Origin of the sequence: Marinobacterium alkalitolerans (assembly GCF_017776525.1) — a bacterium.
Taxonomy (GTDB): domain Bacteria; phylum Pseudomonadota; class Gammaproteobacteria; order Pseudomonadales; family Balneatricaceae; genus Marinobacterium; species Marinobacterium alkalitolerans.
Genome location: NZ_JACVEW010000012.1, coordinates 41,295 through 59,641, shown reverse-complemented (window position 1 = coordinate 59,641; position 18,347 = coordinate 41,295). Strand labels below are relative to the sequence as shown.

17 protein-coding genes are annotated in these 18,347 nt (G+C 56.7%); 14 read left to right on the top strand and 3 right to left on the bottom strand.

Features of this window, described 5'->3' with window-relative positions; translation table 11 throughout:
- From dmpG to H9C73_RS09205, 3 genes are read left to right on the top strand one after another with little or no spacing between them, the layout of a single operon-like run.
- Nucleotides 1–1,029: a 4-hydroxy-2-oxovalerate aldolase gene (dmpG, locus tag H9C73_RS09215; RefSeq protein WP_209287530.1), complete on the top strand. Its 1,029-nt coding sequence runs from the start codon at nt 1–3 to the stop codon at nt 1,027–1,029.
- Complete coding sequence (gene dmpH / locus H9C73_RS09210) at nt 1,029–1,835, top strand: 2-oxo-3-hexenedioate decarboxylase (protein ID WP_209287529.1); 807 nt, start codon at nt 1,029–1,031, stop codon at nt 1,833–1,835. Before dmpG ends, dmpH begins: the two co-directional genes overlap by 1 nt.
- A gap of 14 nt (nt 1,836–1,849) precedes the next feature.
- Nucleotides 1,850–2,041, top strand: coding sequence for a 4-oxalocrotonate tautomerase (locus H9C73_RS09205; protein WP_209287528.1), 192 nt, complete (start codon nt 1,850–1,852; stop codon nt 2,039–2,041).
- 139 nt (nt 2,042–2,180) lie between these two features.
- On the opposite strand, the gene H9C73_RS09200 is transcribed toward H9C73_RS09205, so the two are convergent.
- A complete protein-coding gene (locus tag H9C73_RS09200) occupies nt 2,181–3,896 on the bottom strand; it encodes a sigma-54-dependent Fis family transcriptional regulator (RefSeq protein WP_209287527.1) in 1,716 nt (571 codons plus the stop codon).
- 388 nt (nt 3,897–4,284) lie between these two features.
- Between H9C73_RS09200 and H9C73_RS09195 the strand changes: the two genes are divergently transcribed.
- The 8 genes from H9C73_RS09195 to H9C73_RS09160 all read left to right on the top strand — a co-directional run bounded on the left by H9C73_RS09195 (nt 4,285) and on the right by H9C73_RS09160 (nt 10,390).
- Nucleotides 4,285–4,596: a phenol hydroxylase subunit gene (locus tag H9C73_RS09195; RefSeq protein ID WP_209287526.1), complete on the top strand. Its 312-nt coding sequence runs from the start codon at nt 4,285–4,287 to the stop codon at nt 4,594–4,596.
- Between the two features lie 27 nt (nt 4,597–4,623).
- Nucleotides 4,624–5,607 carry an aromatic/alkene monooxygenase hydroxylase subunit beta gene (locus H9C73_RS09190; RefSeq protein ID WP_209287525.1) on the top strand — a complete coding sequence of 328 codons (984 nt, stop codon included), beginning with the start codon at nt 4,624–4,626 and terminating at the stop codon, nt 5,605–5,607.
- Nucleotides 5,608–5,625: 18 nt separating this feature from the next.
- On the top strand, nt 5,626–5,895 hold the full coding sequence (locus tag H9C73_RS09185) for an MmoB/DmpM family protein (protein ID WP_209287524.1): 270 nt from the start codon (nt 5,626–5,628) through the stop codon (nt 5,893–5,895).
- 16 nt (nt 5,896–5,911) lie between these two features.
- A complete protein-coding gene (locus H9C73_RS09180; protein ID WP_209287523.1) occupies nt 5,912–7,414 on the top strand; it encodes an aromatic/alkene/methane monooxygenase hydroxylase/oxygenase subunit alpha in 1,503 nt (500 codons plus the stop codon).
- 76 nt (nt 7,415–7,490) lie between these two features.
- The gene (locus H9C73_RS09175; RefSeq protein ID WP_209287522.1) at nt 7,491–7,853 is read left to right on the top strand and encodes a phenol hydroxylase subunit P4; all 363 of its coding nucleotides are present in this window, start codon (nt 7,491–7,493) and stop codon (nt 7,851–7,853) included.
- A gap of 11 nt (nt 7,854–7,864) precedes the next feature.
- A complete protein-coding gene (locus H9C73_RS09170) occupies nt 7,865–8,926 on the top strand; it encodes an NADH:ubiquinone reductase (Na(+)-transporting) subunit F (RefSeq protein WP_209287521.1) in 1,062 nt (353 codons plus the stop codon).
- A gap of 143 nt (nt 8,927–9,069) precedes the next feature.
- Nucleotides 9,070–9,423 (top strand): 2Fe-2S iron-sulfur cluster binding domain-containing protein, encoded by a 354-nt coding sequence (locus H9C73_RS09165; protein ID WP_209287520.1) that lies wholly within the window; start codon nt 9,070–9,072, stop codon nt 9,421–9,423.
- 43 nt (nt 9,424–9,466) lie between these two features.
- A complete protein-coding gene (locus H9C73_RS09160) occupies nt 9,467–10,390 on the top strand; it encodes a catechol 2,3-dioxygenase (protein ID WP_209287519.1) in 924 nt (307 codons plus the stop codon).
- 46 nt (nt 10,391–10,436) lie between these two features.
- Here H9C73_RS09160 and H9C73_RS09155 read toward each other — a convergent pair whose 3' ends face one another.
- Nucleotides 10,437–11,495 carry an alkene reductase gene (locus H9C73_RS09155; protein ID WP_209287518.1) on the bottom strand — a complete coding sequence of 353 codons (1,059 nt, stop codon included), beginning with the start codon at nt 11,493–11,495 and terminating at the stop codon, nt 10,437–10,439.
- A gap of 71 nt (nt 11,496–11,566) precedes the next feature.
- Nucleotides 11,567–12,817: a YeeE/YedE family protein gene (locus tag H9C73_RS09150; protein WP_209287517.1), complete on the bottom strand. Its 1,251-nt coding sequence runs from the start codon at nt 12,815–12,817 to the stop codon at nt 11,567–11,569.
- 505 nt (nt 12,818–13,322) lie between these two features.
- On the opposite strand from H9C73_RS09150, the gene H9C73_RS09145 reads away from it, so the two are divergent.
- Genes H9C73_RS09145 through H9C73_RS09135 form a run of 3 tightly spaced genes read left to right on the top strand, consistent with a single transcriptional unit; the run spans nt 13,323 to nt 18,344 of the window.
- The gene (locus H9C73_RS09145) at nt 13,323–14,222 is read left to right on the top strand and encodes a WD40/YVTN/BNR-like repeat-containing protein (protein ID WP_236014193.1); all 900 of its coding nucleotides are present in this window, start codon (nt 13,323–13,325) and stop codon (nt 14,220–14,222) included.
- A gap of 18 nt (nt 14,223–14,240) precedes the next feature.
- Entirely contained in the window at nt 14,241–16,676 is a 2,436-nt protein-coding gene (locus H9C73_RS09140; RefSeq protein ID WP_209287515.1) for an efflux RND transporter permease subunit, read from the top strand.
- Between the two features lie 15 nt (nt 16,677–16,691).
- Nucleotides 16,692–18,344: a DUF1302 family protein gene (locus tag H9C73_RS09135; protein WP_209287514.1), complete on the top strand. Its 1,653-nt coding sequence runs from the start codon at nt 16,692–16,694 to the stop codon at nt 18,342–18,344.
- Nucleotides 18,345–18,347 lie beyond the last annotated feature (3 nt).

The window sequence follows — 18,347 nt, the reverse complement described above, 5'->3', positions numbered from 1 at the left end:
ATGAACCTGAACGGTAAGAAAGTCACGCTGCACGATATGTCTCTGCGTGACGGCATGCACGCCAAACGTCACCAGATCAGTCTGGACGAAATGGTCAACATCGCCACCGGCATGGACGAAGCGGGCATGCCGCTGATCGAAGTCACCCACGGGGATGGCCTCGGTGGTGCGTCCGTGAACTACGGCTTCCCGGCCCACAGCGACGAGGAATACCTCAACGCCGTGGTGCCGAAAATGAAAAACGCCAAAATCTCCGCGCTGCTGCTGCCGGGGATCGGTACGGTCGATCACCTGAAGATGGCGAAAGACTGCGGTGTTTCCACCATCCGTGTGGCGACTCACTGCACCGAAGCGGATGTGTCCGAACAGCACATCGGCATGGCCGCCAAGATGGAAATGGACACCGTCGGCTTTTTGATGATGGCCCACATGGTCAGCCCGGAGAAGATCCTGGAACAGGCCAAGCTGATGGTCAGCTACGGTGCCAACTGCATCTACGCCACCGACTCTGCCGGCTACATGCTGCCGGATGAAGTGACTGCCAAGATCGGCCTGCTGCGTGCCGAACTGCCGAGCAGTGTCGAGATCGGCTTCCACGGCCACCACAACATGGGCATGGCGATCGCCAACTCCCTTGCAGCCATCGAAGCGGGCGCTTCACGCATTGACGGCTCGGTTGCGGGCCTGGGTGCCGGTGCAGGCAACACGCCGCTGGAGGTGTTCTGTGCCGTGCTGGACCGCATGGGCGTGGAGACCGGTATCGACCTGTACAAGATCATGGATGTGGCCGAAGACCGGGTGTTCCCGATCATGGATCAGCCGATCCGCGTGGACCGCGATGCGCTGACGTTGGGCTACGCCGGTGTGTACTCCTCCTTCCTGCTGTTTGCCCAGCGTGCGGAGAAGAAGTACGGCATCTCGGCGCGCGACATTCTGGTGGAACTGGGCCGCCGCGGCACCGTCGGCGGGCAGGAAGACATGATTGAAGACCTGGCACTGACCATGGCGAAAGACAAGGGGCTGATCTAATGGCTGAAGCATACGAAAACAAGCTGACTCAATCTCAGATTGCAGAGCTGGCAATCCACTGTGAAAACGCTGAGCTGGAAGCCTACGAGATCACCAAGATCACTGATGACTTCCCGCAGATGACCTACAAGGATGCGTTTGATATCCAGTGGGAGATTCGTCGCCGCAAGGAAGAGCGTGGCAACAAGATCGTCGGTATGAAAATGGGCCTGACCTCCTGGGCCAAAATGGCACAGATGGGGGTTGAGCAGCCCTGCTACGGCTTTCTGGCCGACTACTTCAGCGTGCCTGAGGGCGGTGAGTTCAAATTCGACGAGCTGATTCACCCCAAAATCGAAGCCGAGCTGGCATTCGTGCTGAAAGACGAACTGAAAGGTCCGGGTGTGCATATCGGTGATGTGCTGCGTGCAACTGACTTTGTCATGCCGGCGGTGGAAGTGATCGATTCCCGTTACAAGGACTTCAAGTTCGATCTCAAGAGCGTGATTGCCGACAACTCCTCTTCAAGCCGCTTCATGACCGGTGGTCAGATGGCCGATATCGCTGACCTGGACCTGAAAAATCTGGGTGTGGTGATGGAAATCAACGGTGAGGTCGTTCAGACCGGTGCAGGTGCTGCCGTGCTGGGTCATCCGGCGGCCTCCGTGGCGATGCTGGCGAACATGATGGGCGAGCGCGGCGAAAGCCTGCCTGCGGGCACCTTCATTATGATCGGTGCAATCACCGCTGCGGTACAGGTGAACAAGGGTGACGCCTTCACCGTGCGTTACCAGGGCCTTGGGACCTTGAGCGGCAAGTTTGCTTAAGAGGGAGGTGTGCCATGCCCATCGCTCAAATCCATATCATGGAAGGGCGCTCGGATGAGCAGAAAGAGCAGTTGATCGCTGAAGTCACCAGCGCGATTGCTCGCTCACTGGATTCACCCGAGGCTAATGTCCGGGTGATGATTACCGAGATGCCCAAGCAGCATTTCGGTATTGGTGGCCAGTCCGCCAAAAAACTGGGGCGCTAAGCGCGGCCCATTGCTCTACTCTCATTGTCAGTCTCTTGTGCCCGCCTTTATGGCGGGCTTTTTTGTCACTCAGAAACGGTGTGGTGGAGAAGGCAGAGGTGAGAAAAGGCCGGGCAAGGGCTGCCCGGCGATGGTCTGCTTACGCGGTTTCCAGCTTCTTCAAACGGTAGGCCAGTTGAGGGCGTGTCATGCCCAGCAGGCGTGCAGCCTGTGACACATTGCCATCGGCTCGCTCCATGGCGCTCCTGATCAGCTGCTCTTCCATCTGCTCAAGGCTGAAGTCTTCGTCCAGCAGTTGATCACATAGCTCCTGGCGAGAACCGGTCTGAGAAGGCGCCTCGCTGGCGATCTGCTGGGCCAACACACCCTGTCGGTTGATACTGTTCAGCGGGTGAGTGGGCTCCGAAAGCGAGGGGAAAAAGGCGTCGAGGTCGATGGTGTGGTTGTTGTCAGTGAGAATCACACCGCGCTCGATCATGTTTTCCAGCTCGCGGATGTTTCCGGGCCATTTGTAGCGCATCAGCGCCTGCATCGCCATATCGGATACACCCAGAGTGCGCTTGTTGTAGAGGGTGTGGTATTTCTCCAGAAAGTGGTTTACCAGCAGCGGAATGTCTTCGGTGCGCTCACGCAGTGGGGGAACATGCACCGGATAGACATTGAGCCGGTAATAGAGGTCTGCACGGAACTTGCCGTCGCTGACGGCCTGCTCAAGGTCTTCGTTGGCGGCTGCCACAACGCGCACGTCGATACGGCGGGTGCGGGTATCGCCCACACGCTCCATTTCACTCTCCTGCAGCACTCGCAGCAGGCTGGCCTGGGCACGAGGGGAAAGTTCGATCACCTCATCCAGAAAAATCGTGCCGCCATGGGCACGCTCAAACTTGCCTTCACGCGACTGGGTCGCCCCCGTGAAAGCTCCCTTCTCGACGCCAAAGAGTTCCGCTTCAATCAGATCTGGGGGAATACAGGCGCAGTTAACGGCGACAAAGGGCTTGTCGGCCCGGTCTGAGCTTTGATGAAGGCCCCTGGCAACTATCTCCTTGCCGACCCCGGTTTCGCCCTGCAAGAGTACGGTGACGCGGCTGGTAGAGGCGCGTCGGATCATCTGGCACACGTTCTTGAAGGCACCGGACTGACCCACGGAGTTGAACAGGAGGTCTTCACTCTGGCCTGAGCTGCGGAAGTTGTCACGCAGTTCACTCAATTGACTCTGCAGTGTGAAAAGCTCGTCCGCGATGGGGTCCGGCAGCAGGTAGCGTTCAAGCTCGGCCCGGTCTTCCCACTCCTCGGCAGGCTTGCCCAGAATGTGGCAATGGTCATGCCCCATCCCGGAACACTGGGTCTCCTTGAAGATGGTTGTACGGCCCATGAAATAAGTTGTGTAACCGCTGGCGTAACCGATCAAGGTCCAGCAGATCGGCTCCTGTGCAAGGCCAAAATCCTGCATGTGCACATCGGCTTCATATGAGTCGAACCAGTCAAATTCTGCATTGAAATGGCCGGTATCTACGTCCAAATCCAATGAAACAGGTTTTACGTTCACCATGCCTTTGATGCAGTGCAGCTGAGGGCCGACAAAGAAGGCATCCTTCTTGCTCATATCGGGCCGAACCTTGTCGACCAGCTCGGCGTCTTTCCAGCCCGAGTGGTAGCCAAAGCGCATCAAAAATCCTTTCGCGCGTTCGACTCCCAGTGTTTCAATCAGCTCCTTGCGCAGCAGGCCCATCACGCTGGAATGGATCAGTAACATGCGCTGTTCGTTCAGCCAGACCTTTCCCTGGTCGCTTTCAAAACGTATCTGGGACAACAGGTCGTTGATACCCGGAAATTCGAGTGTTTGTGAGTTAGCCATAGTTGTTTTTATACCGGCTTTGATGAATCAGTGATGCGAAACGGGAACGGGTCCTTTTTTATTCATGGAGCATTTTTCAACGCTTTGGAAGGGGTCTTTTGAGTATTAAGACTAAAGTCTTAGTCTGCATTTTTCCACTATTCTCAAGTTTGATCATTTGATCAATCAGCCCTGTGTTTTTTGATCAATGCATGAGAAAGGCTCTGTAATAAAAGTTCTGCAACATGTTTTCAGAAGCCGCTTTTTACCTGGAAAACGTTTCATTTATTCATTACAAATCAATGTGTTATTGGATTTTTTCGGCAGTTTAAACCCGTTTTCACTTGGTTTGGCACGCCTGTTGCTCCTCTGTATCACGACACGATTCGTTGATGAGCAGAGGATAACAATGACAAAACTCTCACTGCATACGAGTAACGTTTCCCGCCCCAAGCGGCAGGGCTTCGATCGCCTCACCAAATATATCCGGGTGCGCAGTCAGCCGGGTGACCGTTTTGTCGAGTTCGATTTTGCCATTGGCGACCCCTCCCTGTTTGTCGAGTTGGTGATGCCGCAGGGCGCTTTTGAGGCGTTCTGCGCAGCCAACGATGTTGTGCACATGACACCCGAGCAGATTGAGGCTGTCGACGCCGAGATGGAAAAGTGGCGTTACGGCGAAGAGACGCTGATGTCGCACAACCACAACCGCACCCCTGAATAACAACAACAGCAGCCTGGGAAGAGTTCCATGACCATAGAGATCAAAACCGCCACGCTGGAACCGGTACGCAATACCTACGCCAATGTAGAGCGCCGTTTCGGTGACAAGCCAGCGACTCGCTATCAGGAGGCGACTTACGACCTCCAGTCGGAAACCAATTTTCACTACCGTCCGCTGTGGCAGCCCGAGCTGGAGCTGAACGATCCGCGCCGTACGGCCATCGTGATGAGCGACTGGTATGCGTTCAAGGATCCGCGTCAGTTCTACTACGGCGCCTACGTGCAGCAGCGCGCCAAAATGCAGGACGTGGCCGAAAGCAACTACAGCTTCTTTGAAAAACGCGATCTGGCTCGTTTTCTGAGTGAGGACGCTCGCCAGCAGGTTACCCGTTTCCTGGTGCCGCTGCGGCACCTGGAGCATACCGCCAACCTGAACAACATGTACGGCACGGCCTACGGCTACGGCACCGCGATTACTCAGGCGTTGCTGTTCAACGGCATGGACCGGCTGGGTATGGCGCAGTACCTGTCCCGTATCGGTCTGATTCTGGATGGCAACACCGGTGAAGCACTGGCCGAAGCCAAGCAGCAGTGGCTGGACGCCGATATCTGGCAGGGCCTGCGCGCCCTGTGTGAAGAAACGCTGGTGACCGAGGACTGGTTCGAAGTCATGGTGGCCCAGAACCTGGTGATCGATGCCCTGGTTACGGACCTTGTGTACCGCCAGTTCGACCAGAAGCTGTCGGATGCCGGCGCCCAGGATATCGGCATGCTCACTGAGTTCATGCAGCAGTGGAACAAGGACGAAGTCCGCTGGATGGATGCCGTGATGAAAACCGCGGTGGCCGAATCCGAGGAGAACAAGACACTGCTCGCACAGTGGGTTGAAAAATGGCGCGGCAAGGCAGCCGAAGCGCTGGCTCCGTTGGCTGAGCAGATGGTAGGCCCCGAAGCGCTGGCAGAAGCACTTGCCGGGCTGGATAAGCGGGTCGCCAAGGCCGGTATCAAATAACAACAAGGAAACTGACTCATGTCCAAAGTGTATATCGCTCTGCAGGATAACGATGAATCCCGCTACATCGTTGAAGCCATTGAGGAAGACAACCCTGAGGCCACCGTCATTCATATGCCGGCCATGACACGGATTGAAGCCGAAGGGTTTCTGGCCGTGAAGCGTGAAACCGTCGAAGAGAAGATGGGCCGTGATTGGGATGTGCAGGAACTGCACATCAACCTGATCACCCTCGGTGGCAACGTGGACGAAGACGATGATCAGCTCACGCTGACCTGGAACTCATAATAAGAAGGTAACCCCAATGGCAGCCAAAAAGCTCAACATCAAAGACAAGTATCGCCTCCTGACCCGTGACCTGGACTGGGATTTCTCCTATCAGGATCGCAGCAAGGCATTTCCGTTTGAAGAGTTCGAAGGCATCAAGATCACCGACTGGTCCAAGTGGGAAGACCCTTTCCGCCTGACCATGGATGCCTACTGGAAATATCAGGCCGAGAAAGAGCGCAAGCTGTACGCGATCTTCGATGCCTTTGCCCAGAACAACGGCCAGCTCAACATCTCTGATCCGCGCTACGTCAACGCACTGAAGATCTTCCTGACCGGCGTGTCGCCGCTGGAATATCAGGCGTTCCAGGGCTTTGCCCATACTGGCCGTCAGTTCGGTGGTGTCGGTGCCCGTGTGGCCTGTCAGATGCAGTCGATCGATGAACTGCGTCATGTGCAGACCCAGGTTCACGCCATGAGCCACTACAACAAGTTCTTCGACGGGTTGCAGGACTGGTCACACATGCACGACCGCGTCTGGTATCTCTCGGTACCCAAGTCGTTCTTCAACGATGCCCGTGCCGCTGGCCCGTTCGAGTTCATGGTCGCGATCGGCTTCAGCTTCGAGTACGTGCTGACCAACCTGCTGTTCGTCCCCTTCATGTCCGGAGCTGCCTACAACGGCGACATGGCCACCGTGACCTTCGGTTTCTCGGCTCAGTCCGACGAGGCACGTCACATGACGCTGGGCCTGGAAGTGATCAAGTTCCTGCTGGAACAGCACGAAGACAACGTGCCGATCGTGCAGAAGTGGATCGACAAGTGGTTCTGGCGTGGCACCCGTCTGCTCACCATCGTGGCGATGATGATGGACTACATGCTGCCCAACAAGGTGATGAGCTGGAAAGAGGCCTGGGAGGTGTACTTCGAGGAAGCCGGCGGCGCCCTGTTCAAGGACCTGGCACGCTACGGCATCCGCATGCCCAAGTATGCCGATGTGATTGAGAAGGAGAAGGAACACATCTCCCATCAGGCCTGGTGGACCTTCTATACCCACGGCCATGCCGCCGGTTTCCATACCTGGATCCCGACTGACGAAGAGCTGGATTGGCTCAGTGAAAAGTACCCGGAAACATTCGACAAGTACTACCGTCCGCGCTGGGAGCTGGCGAAGGAGATGGAAGCGAAAGGCGAGCGTTTCTACACCAAGGCACTGCCTCAGCTCTGTACCACCTGTCAGATCCCGATGCTGTTCACCGAGATGGATAACCCGACCCAGATCAGCTATCGCGATTCCATCTACAAGGACGAGCGCTATCACTTCTGCTCGGATGGCTGTAAGGACATCTTCGATGAGGAACCGGAAAAGTTTGTTCAGTCCTGGCTGCCGGTACACCAGATCTTCCAGGGCAACTGCGGTGGCCCGGGTGTCGAGGACATTCTGCGCGATTACTACCAGATGAACCTGGGCGCCGACAACATGGATATCAAGGGGTCGCCGGACGAGGAGCGATGGAAGAAGTGGAAAGGCGTCGCCTGACCATAGACTGAGGGGTATCGCTGAAACGGTGCCTCTCAGCCACTCGCAAATCAAGCACAAGCTGAGGATAAGAAGAATGCCAGTACATGCAATTACGCCGGACTATACAGGCGATGTAAAAGATCGTTTTGAAAACTTCCACGGCAACCAGGTGGTATACGTGGGCTGGGATCACCACCTGATGTTCTGCGCCGCCTTTGCCTATCCGCTGCCGCCCGAGACGCCTTTTCGGGCACTGATTGAGGAGGTAATGCCGGAAGGCTTTTCCCTGCACCCGGAATGGGATCAGGTGGATTGGAGCAAGACCACCTGGTTGCTGGATGGACAGCCCTTTGAACCGCAAATGGATGTGTCGATTCAGGATCAGGGCATCGGGCACAAATCCCTGTTGCGCTTCCAGACCCCGGAGCTGAAGGGGTATCAGGGCGCTGGAGTCTGAGGAACACCGTTATGAGCTATGAAGTGACCGTAGAACCCACCGGCGATGTGGTGGAAGTCGAGGAGGGGCAGACCATTTTGGATGCCGCTCTGCGCCAGGGCGTCTGGCTGCCTTTCGCCTGTGGGCATGGCACCTGTGCCACCTGCAAGGTGCAGGTGCTGGAGGGTGACGCCGATATCGGCAACGCCTCGCCCTTTGCGCTGATGGACATGGAGCGTGATGAAGGCAAGGTGCTGGCTTGCTGTGCCATGCCGGAGTCCGACCTGGTGATCGAAGCGGATATCGACGTTGACCCGGATTTTGCCGGCCATCCGGTACGGGACTTCGTCGGTACCGTCAAGGATATCGTCGACCTGTCGCCCACCATCAAGGGCATTACCTTTGAACTGGATGACGAGATGGAATTCCAGGCCGGCCAGTACGTGAATCTGCGCATCCCCGGTGTGGAAGGTACGCGTGCCTTTTCCATCGCGAACAAGCCGTCAGACAGTCGGCAGCTGGAGCTGCATGTGCGCCTGGTGCCCGGAGGTGCCGGCACTACCTGGCTGCATGAAACCCTGCAGGTGGGCGATACGCTGGATGTGTCCGGTCCCTACGGTCAGTTCTTCGTGCGCAAATCCGATGAGCAGGATGCGATTTTCATCGCTGGCGGATCAGGGTTGTCCAGTCCGCAGTCGATGATTCTCGACATGCTGGAAGAGGGTGACAGCCGCCAGATCTACCTGTTCCAGGGGGCGCGCAATGTCTCTGAGCTCTACAACCATGAACTGTTCGAGGCGCTGAATCGGGAGCATGACAACTTCCACTACATCCCTGCCTTGAACGAGCCGCAGGCGGACGACAATTGGGCAGGCTTTACGGGCTTCGTACACGAGGCGGCCGCTAGGTATTTCGATAACCGTTTCAGCGGGCACAAGGCTTACCTGTGCGGCCCGCCACCGATGATCGATGCAGCCATTACCACGCTGATGCAGGGGCGCCTGTTCGAGCGGGATATCCACATGGAACGCTTTGTGACCGCGGCAGACGGTGCCGAGGAGCAGACACGCTCGGCCCTGTTCAAACGGATTTGAATCTGAGGGCCTGGCGTGCAGGCCCATATGACCGCTTTCGGGATTATAACTTTCCACCTCTGTGGGTGGTTATGCGCCCGGCAACAGCCGATGATCTGAACAGAGTCAGTGCCCGTGACCCGGGCAGAAACTGAGGTCAGAGCATGAATAACAATAATCACACCTGCCTCGAGCAGGAGACCGTTACCGAGCACCTCATTACCCTGAACGCGACTGAGCAGGACGGGTTTCGCGCCAAATCGGACGTCAGTGTGCTGGTCGCCATGGAGCGGGCAGGGCAACACCTGATACCGGTTGGTTGCAGAGGTGGTGGCTGTGGCAAGTGCCGTATCCACGTTTTACAGGGTGAGTACTTCAGCAAGCGGATGAGCCGGGCCTGGATTTCGCCGGAGCAGGAGTCCGCTGGAACCGTCCTGGCGTGTCGGATCTTCGCACGCGGTGATCTGGTGATCGAACCGGACCCGCCCGAGATCAGGCCTCAAAGCCAGACGAAATAACAAACGGGTCAACAACAGAACAATAACAGTTAAGGTGAAGACTATGAAAAAAGGTGTAATGCGTCCGGGACATGTTCAAATCCGCGTGCTGGATATGGATGAAGCCTTGAAACACTACGTCGACCTGCTCGGCCTGATCGAAATGGACCGTGATGATCAGGGCCGGGTATACCTCAAGGGCTGGACCGAAGTGGACAAGTTTTCCGTGGTGCTGCGTGAAGCCGACCAGGCGGGTATGGACTTCATGGGCTTCAAATGCCTGGATGAAGACGTGCTGGACAACCTGCATCAGGACCTGAAAGCCTTTGGCTGCGAGGTGGAAGAGGTGCCGGAGGGCGAACTGAAGGACTGTGGGCGCCGCCTGCGTTTCGTTGCGCCCAGTGGGCACGCATTTGAACTCTATGCCACCAAAAAGCAGACCGGCAAGTGGGGACTGTCAAACCGCAACCCGGAAGCCTGGCCGCGCGGACTGCAGGGCATGAAGGCGACCCGTTTTGACCACTGCCTGCTGTACGGTGTCGATCTGGACAAAACGCTGGAGCTGTTCCGCGACGTGCTCGGCTTTGATCTGGCCGAGCAGGTACTGACGCCGGATGGCAAGCGTGTGGCCCAGTTCCTGACAGCCAGCATGAAAGCACATGACATCGCCTTCATCGACCACCCTGAACCCGGCATGTTTCACCATGCCTCCTTCTTCCTGGATACCTGGGAAGACGTACTGCGTGCAGCCGACCTGATCTCCATGACCGATACCTCAATTGATATCGGCCCGACCCGTCACGGCCTCACACACGGCAAGACCATCTACTTCTTTGACCCGTCCGGCAACCGTACCGAAGTGTTCTGTGGCGGTGACTACCACTACCCGGATCATGAGCCGGTGACCTGGGATGCGGACGAACTGGGCAAGGCGATCTTCTATCATGACCGCCAGCTCAACGAGCGCTTCCTGACCGCGTTAACCTGATCAGGCTTGCTGATAAAGCGCCCCTCAGATGAGGGGCGTTTCTGTTTCAGGATCCGCTCATTGCCGGATAGTCGGTATAGCCTTTGGCAGTGGATGCATAGAAAGTGCTCGGGTCCTGCTCATTCCAGTCGGCACCTTTTTCGATGCGCGGTGCCAGGTCCGGGTTGGCAATATAGGGCTTGCCGAAAGCAACCGCATCAGCTGTGCCCTGAGCCACATACTCCTGCGCGGATACGCCGGTAAAGGCTTCGTTGGCGATATAGACACCACCAAAACGCTGCTTCAGCATTGGGCTGATACTGTCTTCGGCCACATGCTCGCGGGTGCAAATAAAGGCCAGATTGCGTTTGCCCAGCTCTTCTGCCACATAGCCGTAGGTCGCTTCCCGGTCACTGCAGCTTACATAGTGGGCATCGGCACGAGGAGAGAGGTGCATGCCGACGCGATCAGCGCCCCACACCGATACCACGGCATCGGTCACCTCCAGCATCAAGCGCGCTCGGTTTTCGAGCGAGCCGCCATACTCATCGGTACGAGTGTTGGTGCCATCAAGCAAAAACTGCTCCAGCAGGTAACCATTGGCGCCATGGATCTCCACGCCGTCAAACCCTGCTGCCCTGGCATTTTCGGCGCCTTGGCGGTACGCCTCCACAATGGCGGGGATTTCGTCTGTTTCCAGTGCACGAGGGGTGGGATATTCCACTTTGGGGCGGATCAGGCTCACATGGCCTTCCGGCTTGATTGCACTGGGTGCCACCGGGAGTTCGCCATTAAGGTAGCTGGGGTGAGAAATACGGCCCACATGCCACAGCTGCAGCACGATCAATCCCCCTTCAGCATGAACCGCATCGGTGACTTTTTTCCAGCCTTCCACCTGTGCTTCAGACCAGATGCCCGGTGTATCCGGGTAACCGACACCCATGGGGGTCACGGAGGTGGCTTCGGAGATGATCAGGCCGGCATTGGCACGTTGACGGTAATATTCCACCATCAGCTCGCCCGGCACCCGGTCGGCTTCAGCCCGGCAACGGGTTAGCGGGGCCATCACGATACGGTTGCGCAAGTGCAGGGCGCCTGCCTGCAGTGGATCGAACAAGGTTGGCATCAGTCACTCCACATGATCTGTAATAGGTATTACAGATCATGTGGGTGAGCAGACATTTTTTCAACCCGTGGTCAGGATTGCAGTCGTTTCCCGGTCAGGTTGCCAATAACGCCACCTGCGACCATAAAGACCAGAAAGATCCAGCCGGAGAGCGAAAAGTTGGCAATCGGTGTGAACAGTGCGCCCACGTTACAGCCATTGGCAAAGCGGGTGCCCAGCCCCATGGCCAGCCCGGCAATGATCAGCAGCAGGGCTTCTTTTACGCTCAACCGCATTTTTGACATGCTGCCGAAGAAACGGCCTGCCAGCAAGAGTGACACCATGGCGCCCAGCATGATGCCAAGGTTTTGCACGTTCACCGGGTGACTGAAGAAGGGCATGGTAAACACTTCGACCGGTCGGTGTGTAAATGCGGCGATGGCGGCCGGATCAGCACCGAAGGCGATCAGCAGGCGGCCAAACCAGAAACCAAAGGGTGAGGAGGCACCCCAGCCGGCACCCGTCACGCCCATCAGCAGGGTGAACAGCACAACGATGACAGCGATGCCGGTGGTCATGGACCAGCGGGAGACGAACAGCGCCTCATACGTCTGGTGGCTGAAGAACGGGTGCTGGCCAATATTGCTGGAAGACTGCTCTTCCTGAGCCTTTTCGGCGGCAACACCAATGTAAGTATCGTTACGGCGGCGATGCTGCTCGTAGCGGTGGGCCAGCCAGCTCACCAGGCCCGCAAACAGGAGCGTCAGCAGGATAGCGCCAAAGTAGCCTTTCATCGGGTCATTCGGAAACAGGTCGGGCAGATACACGCCCTGGTTCGCATAGGTCTGGGTCGAAATCAGCGTATCCGTAATCCACGGCTGAGTGGCTTGCAGAGGAAAGCCAAGAAATACCCCGGCACCAAAGCACAGCAGAATCAACGCCGGACGCGTCAGATTGCTGGAAAAGTAGGTCAGTACGCCGGATGCACAGCAGCTGGCGAATGACATGCCAAACCCGAACAGCAGTCCGCCGATCACTAGACCTGCATTGATCGGGTTGACCCACAGGTCCAGATCCTTCGGGTTCTGGTTATACAGAAAGGCGGTCGTTGCGATGGCCGTGGCGGCAAACATCAGCATCAATGCACGCATCAGTTTGGTTGAACCGGCTCTGAAGGCGCGGTTAACGCTGCCGGCAAACCCCAGCGCAGAGCGGGTCAGGGCGTAGCCCAGTCCCAGGCCGATGAGCAGACGGAAAAAGATATCGGGTTCCAGTGCCAGGCTGCCGGCACTGACGACGAGCAGCAGTAGAGCAAAACCGCTCAGGTTTTCTGTTTTGTTCATGAGATGCCTCAGTTCGCTATACAACCAGGCGGCCGGGCCGCGCTGAGAGGCAGGGAATCCTAATTCTTTTTTTGTATGAATCAATGATTATCAAAGACTAATATGTAATAAGAAAATAATCTGTCCAACACCGCCTGCAGTCCCTTCTATAAAACCTCACGGACTTTAATGATTTGAACAAACGCTTTTTGCGGCATTGATTATTTGATGAACCCCCTTGGGGTAATACGCGTGTTAGCAAAAGCGGAATGGGCAGTACTTATTCATGATTTAAATTTTAACATCATGTTTTTAAAGCTTTTTATTTTTCTTTTGCCGTTCTGGCACAGCAGTTGCTGACACTAGTTGAGCCGAGCCAAGAACCCATTCATCAGAAGAATAAAAAGCGATGATATTAGAAAAAAATACGACAGCGGCGTGCCAGCCTGCGCCTGTGTGCTGCCCGAGTGGCCATCCGCTGAAAGTGAGCCGTTTTCTTCTTGCATCTGCGTTCAGCGGTTGCCTCATGCTGCTGACAGGCTGTGAAGCCCCATTGAACCTGTCGGACGTTGAGAAAGAGCGTGAAAATCCGGTACGGCGTACAGACCAGATTCAGGCACTGACTCTCAACTCAAGCCTGCAGGTTGCGGTGGGCAACGACGGCCTGATTCTCACACGTCAAACCAGTCAATCCCCCTGGCAGCGGCGAATACTGGACGGCGCTCCCAATCTGATCGATGTGGATACCTGTCCGGATGGCTCGTTGATTGCCCTGAGCTTTGAGCGCGAGATCTGGCACGCAGATGCAGAGGCTCAACAGTGGACGCGTCATGCGCTGCCGACACCTGAAAACATGCTGGCAGCGACCTGTGCCCCCGATGGCAGCTTCTGGGCGGTGGGCAGCTTTTCAACCCTGATGGTCAGCCGTGATGCCGGTAACAGCTGGTCTGAAACCAGTCTGAATGAAGACGCCATGCTGTCCAGCATTCAGTTTGTCGATCCGCAAACAGCCCTGATGACCGGTGAGTTTGGCCTGGTGGCACGCACTGAGGATGGCGGCCGCAACTGGCAAACGCTGGATTATATCCCCAATGACTTTTATCCCCTGGATGCCTACTTCAGTTCACCTGGGCGCGGCTGGGTGGTCGGGCTGGATGGCATGATCCTGCACACCTCTGATGGTGGTGCCAGCTGGCAACAGGAACACACGCCGGTAGCAGCCCCGCTCTATGGCATTTCCCACACCGGTACCGGGCTTTTCGCCACCGGAGAGAACGGCACTCTGTTAACCCGGGAAGACTCGGTCTGGCGGCGCCTCAGTGTGGATACCGGTCCGGTCTGGCTGCGTTCCCTGATTGAGCTGGACGACGGTGAGCTGCTGGTCGCCGGCGGGAACGGCACGCTCACGTCAGTACATACACAATAACAACAAGACGGTTTTCCCATGGATAAACGATCTGCCAGTGCCCATCGGGCCACTCACTGGTTGCACAGTCTCGACCAGAAGCTGTTCAACTATCCCAAAACCATACTCGCGCTGATTCTGTTGGCGACTCTCTGGTTTGCCGCCCAGATTCCCGGCGTGAAAATGTATTCCGATTTTGCGGACCTGTTGCCGCAGAGCCATCCCTACATCGAGCTGCACAATGACATCAAGGCATCCTTTGGGGGAGCCAATGTGATCATTGTCGGTGTCGAATTCACCGAACATGACATCTTTGATAATGACGCACTGGCGCGTATTCATCGGATTACGCAAGCGGTGGATTCGCTGCCGGGCGTCGATCACAACCTGGTGACCAGCGTCACCCATCGCAACTCGCGCAAGGTCTGGTTGACGCCCGAGGGCAATGTCAATTCCGAGCCCTATTACAACCCGGAGCACACGGACCTGAATACTGAGCAGCTCAACACGCTGCGCAAGGACGTGGCAGCGGACCCCCGTGTGCTGGGGCCGCTGGTCAGCCCGGATCTGCATATGGCGCTGGTGAAAGCGCAGCTGATCGAGGGCAAGCTGGACTATGCCGCCACCTATGCACATATCCAGCAGATGCGGGAGCAGGAAGCGGCTGATGGCGTAAAAATACACGTCACCGGTCAGCCCATGCTGGTGGGCTGGGCCTACCAGTATCTGGATCAGATCATCGAGATTTTCCTGTTCACTGCGCTGATCATGCTGGCGCTGCTGGTGTTCTATTTCCGCAAGGCGTACGGCGTGTTCATCCCGCTGGCAGGCGTGATTGTGTCCTCGATCTGGGGTGTCGGGATCATCTCCCTGTTCGGCTATAACCTGGACCCGCTTAGCCTGGTGATTCCCTTCCTGATCTCGGCCCGCGCCATGTCGCATGGCATTCAGCTGGTCGAGCGCTACTACCTTGAGCTCAGCTCGCACGATAACCACCACCTGGCCGCGCGCCTGACCTTTGAAAGCCTGTTCCGTCCGGGCAGCCTGGGCGTGGTTTCAGATGCAATCGGTCTGCTGCTGATTGCCATCGGTTCCATCCCGCTCAATACCAAGCTGGCGCACTATGCCTCGATCTGGGCACTGAGCATCATCATTACCGTCCTGCTGGCGGTGCCGCTGCTGCTTTCAGTGTTGCCGAAACCCAAGGCGACCGGTATCAAGCACAATATTTTCCGCAACGTGGGCTATGTCTGTGCCGATCTGATCAGCGGTCAAAAGGCGGCCAAAAAGGCGCTGGGCATTGCGGCGCTTCTGCTGTGTGCTGGCTTCTATTTCTCCTCCCATGTGGTGATCGGTGAATCCGAACCGGGCTCGCCCATCCTGTATCAGGACCATGATTACAACCTCTCGTCCAAGGCGATCAACGACAGTTTCCCGGGCTCCGAGGAGATGTACATCGTTGCGGAGACCGATGAAAAGGGGGGGATCAAGCGGCCCGAAGTGCTCAAGGCGCTGGCTGATCTCGAGCGTCACATGCTGCTCGACCCCGGCGTGGGTGGAGCCAAGGGCATTCCCGATCTGGTGAAGCAGGTCAATCGACTGCTACACAACAACGATCCGCGCTGGGCGCAGATTCCGGATGACCCCATGTACGTAGGCGGTCTGATGTTCACCTACATGATGTCCAACCCGATCCCGGGGGCGCTGAAGGAGTTTGTGGACAGTGATGAGCGCGTGGCCAACCTGGTGTTCTATTACAAGGATCACAAGGGCGAGACCCTGCGCCGTGCGATCCACACCGCCAAGCAGTGGATCGCCGAAAACGAGGGCAAGGTTGAAGGGCTGACCATCCGTTTGGCCGGGGGCACCATCGGTGTTATCGCCTCGCAAAACGAAGCGGCTTTTGAAACCAACCTCTGGGTGCTGCCGCTGGTGTTTCTGCTGATCTTCGCCATGGTGACCTTCTTCTACACCTCCTTTATGGCCGGCACCATGATGTTCGGTGCCATGCTGTTCGCGACCACACTGACGTACGCCTACATGGGGCTGAGCGGGATGGGCATCAATTCCAATACGGTGCCGATCATCGCCGTGGGTGTCGGTATCGGTATCGATTACTCCATTTACATGATGGATCGCATTCGCTCGGAAATGGTCGCATTGGGTGATCTTCAGGCGGCCGTTCGCCGGGCGATTCGCACCACCGGACTCGCTGTCAGCTTTACCGCGATCACGCTGATTGCCGGCATCGTCATGTGGGTGGTGCTGTCCGATCTGCGCTTCCAGGCGGAAGCGGCTTTGTTGCTGATCGTGATGGTCGTGCTCAACGGCGCGGCGGCCATGCTGCTGGTGCCCAGCTGGGTGCTGGTGTTCAAACCCTCCTTCATTTGTGAAGCCTATGCCGACGAGGATGGCGTTATCCACGCTGATTCCGAAGCGGCAGAGGTCCCCTGTGTCATGACAACCAAGGCATAAAAGAGGCCAAACTCCATGTCGAAAACAATAACAACGACATTCAATCATCTCGCACTGGGTGTTGCTGCAGCCCTGGGAACCAGTATTGCCATGCCGGCAATTGCAGCGGAAACCACTTGGGCCGGGTTTGTGGAAAACGCGACCTATCATCGCGACGATGTCGGCATCTCCAAGTTCCGCAACACGGCCCAGGCCGAGTTTGAGACGAAATTCGACTCCGACAGCTTCCGCTCCGTCCGCCTCAACGGCGTATTGCGTGGCACCTATGATGGCGTCTACGACCTGAATGACGGTGAGTTCGGCAAGGATGCACAGCAGGACTACCTGGGTCAGAACTGGCACGGCCAGGACACCTCGACCTCGGTGCTCACGTCGGGCGTTCCCTTCCCCTGTGAAAACGATCCGACCCTGTGTAACAACCTGGACGGGTACATGGACCAGGATGAAAACGACGCCCGTTTCCCTGAGTTCAACAACCGGCTGGACTTCATTCGTGAGCTGTACCTGAGTGCGGACAAGCAGCTGGACAACGGTGACATCCTGTCCGTTCGTCTGGGCAAGCAGCAGGTGATCTGGGGCAAAACGGACCTTTTCCGGGTGCTGGACGTGATTAACCCGGTGGATTACTCACGCCATAACATCTATGACGAGCTGGAAGATATCCGTATTCCCCAGTGGATGCTGACCGCCGAGTGGCGTATGGGGCCGACCAAGGTGTTCGATGATTCCAACCTGTCTCTGGTTTGGAACTTCGACAAATTCCGTCCCAACAATCTGGGGACCTGTGGGCAGTCCTATCGCATTCTGGATGCAGGCTGTTTCTTCTCCTCGTCGGCCAACCTTCAGCTGATTCCCGGCGGGCCCTACAGCAACCCGGTGCCGATTATCCATGATGTGGAAGAGCCCGAGTGGAGCCTGGCCAATACCCAGCTGGGCCTGAAATGGGAAGGTGTCTATGGCGACGCAACCTTCTCGCTCAATGCGCTGACCTACCGTCAGCAACTACCTTCCTTGCACTTTCGTCCTTTGGGTCCAGGAGCACCCGTACCGGCCGCAGATGGTGTATTTGATATCAAGTTTCCGCGTGTAAACCTGCTCGGTGGCTCCATCGATTACTACTCCATGGATATGGATGCGGTCTGGCGTCTTGAAATGGCGTACACCGAAGGCGAGGAGATGCCGCGTGATCTCAATGGTCACAAGGAAACCGACATGCTGCGTTACGTGATCGGCTTCGATAAGAACATCATCATTCCCGAGCTGGGTACCCGCAGTGCATTCCTGCTGTCGACGCAGTTGTTTGGCGAACACATTCTCGATCACGAGTCTGACATGCCCAACGATCAAGACAACTGGATTGCGACAGCACTGTTCAAAGGCTTCTACATGAACAACCGATTGAGCCCGCAGATCATCGTGGCACATGATTTTGCGGCCAAGTCCACTGTCTACGCACCCAGTGTGTCCTGGACACCGGATAACCACTGGATGTTCAACCTGGGGCTGAACTTCAAGACCGGCGGCGAAGAACGTTTCCCCTGGAGTGTGGCCTCTGCCTTTGGCGACTCAACGCCTCAGTTTGAGCCCCTGGCGCGCTTCACCAATGGGCCGATCGGGGTGGCCAATGACGAAGACGAAATCCAGCTCACCGTTCGCTACAGCTTCTAAGAA

What these genes read in the sequence shown, in the direction of transcription:
- H9C73_RS09140 (WP_209287515.1), top strand. Translation starts at nt 14,241, where the DNA reads ATGGATAAACGATCTGCCAGTGCCCATCGGGCCACTCACTGGTTGCAC.
- H9C73_RS09185 (WP_209287524.1), top strand. Translation starts at nt 5,626, where the DNA reads ATGTCCAAAGTGTATATCGCTCTGCAGGATAACGATGAATCCCGCTAC.
- H9C73_RS09190 (WP_209287525.1), top strand. Translation starts at nt 4,624, where the DNA reads ATGACCATAGAGATCAAAACCGCCACGCTGGAACCGGTACGCAATACC.
- H9C73_RS09150 (WP_209287517.1), bottom strand. Translation starts at nt 12,817, where the DNA reads ATGAACAAAACAGAAAACCTGAGCGGTTTTGCTCTACTGCTGCTCGTC.
- H9C73_RS09205 (WP_209287528.1), top strand. Translation starts at nt 1,850, where the DNA reads ATGCCCATCGCTCAAATCCATATCATGGAAGGGCGCTCGGATGAGCAG.
- H9C73_RS09135 (WP_209287514.1), top strand. Translation starts at nt 16,692, where the DNA reads ATGTCGAAAACAATAACAACGACATTCAATCATCTCGCACTGGGTGTT.
- dmpG (WP_209287530.1), top strand. Translation starts at nt 1, where the DNA reads ATGAACCTGAACGGTAAGAAAGTCACGCTGCACGATATGTCTCTGCGT.
- H9C73_RS09200 (WP_209287527.1), bottom strand. Translation starts at nt 3,896, where the DNA reads ATGGCTAACTCACAAACACTCGAATTTCCGGGTATCAACGACCTGTTG.
- H9C73_RS09145 (WP_236014193.1), top strand. Translation starts at nt 13,323, where the DNA reads ATGCTGCTGACAGGCTGTGAAGCCCCATTGAACCTGTCGGACGTTGAG.
- dmpH (WP_209287529.1), top strand. Translation starts at nt 1,029, where the DNA reads ATGGCTGAAGCATACGAAAACAAGCTGACTCAATCTCAGATTGCAGAG.
- H9C73_RS09170 (WP_209287521.1), top strand. Translation starts at nt 7,865, where the DNA reads ATGAGCTATGAAGTGACCGTAGAACCCACCGGCGATGTGGTGGAAGTC.
- H9C73_RS09155 (WP_209287518.1), bottom strand. Translation starts at nt 11,495, where the DNA reads ATGCCAACCTTGTTCGATCCACTGCAGGCAGGCGCCCTGCACTTGCGC.
- H9C73_RS09180 (WP_209287523.1), top strand. Translation starts at nt 5,912, where the DNA reads ATGGCAGCCAAAAAGCTCAACATCAAAGACAAGTATCGCCTCCTGACC.
- H9C73_RS09175 (WP_209287522.1), top strand. Translation starts at nt 7,491, where the DNA reads ATGCCAGTACATGCAATTACGCCGGACTATACAGGCGATGTAAAAGAT.
- H9C73_RS09195 (WP_209287526.1), top strand. Translation starts at nt 4,285, where the DNA reads ATGACAAAACTCTCACTGCATACGAGTAACGTTTCCCGCCCCAAGCGG.
- H9C73_RS09160 (WP_209287519.1), top strand. Translation starts at nt 9,467, where the DNA reads ATGAAAAAAGGTGTAATGCGTCCGGGACATGTTCAAATCCGCGTGCTG.
- H9C73_RS09165 (WP_209287520.1), top strand. Translation starts at nt 9,070, where the DNA reads ATGAATAACAATAATCACACCTGCCTCGAGCAGGAGACCGTTACCGAG.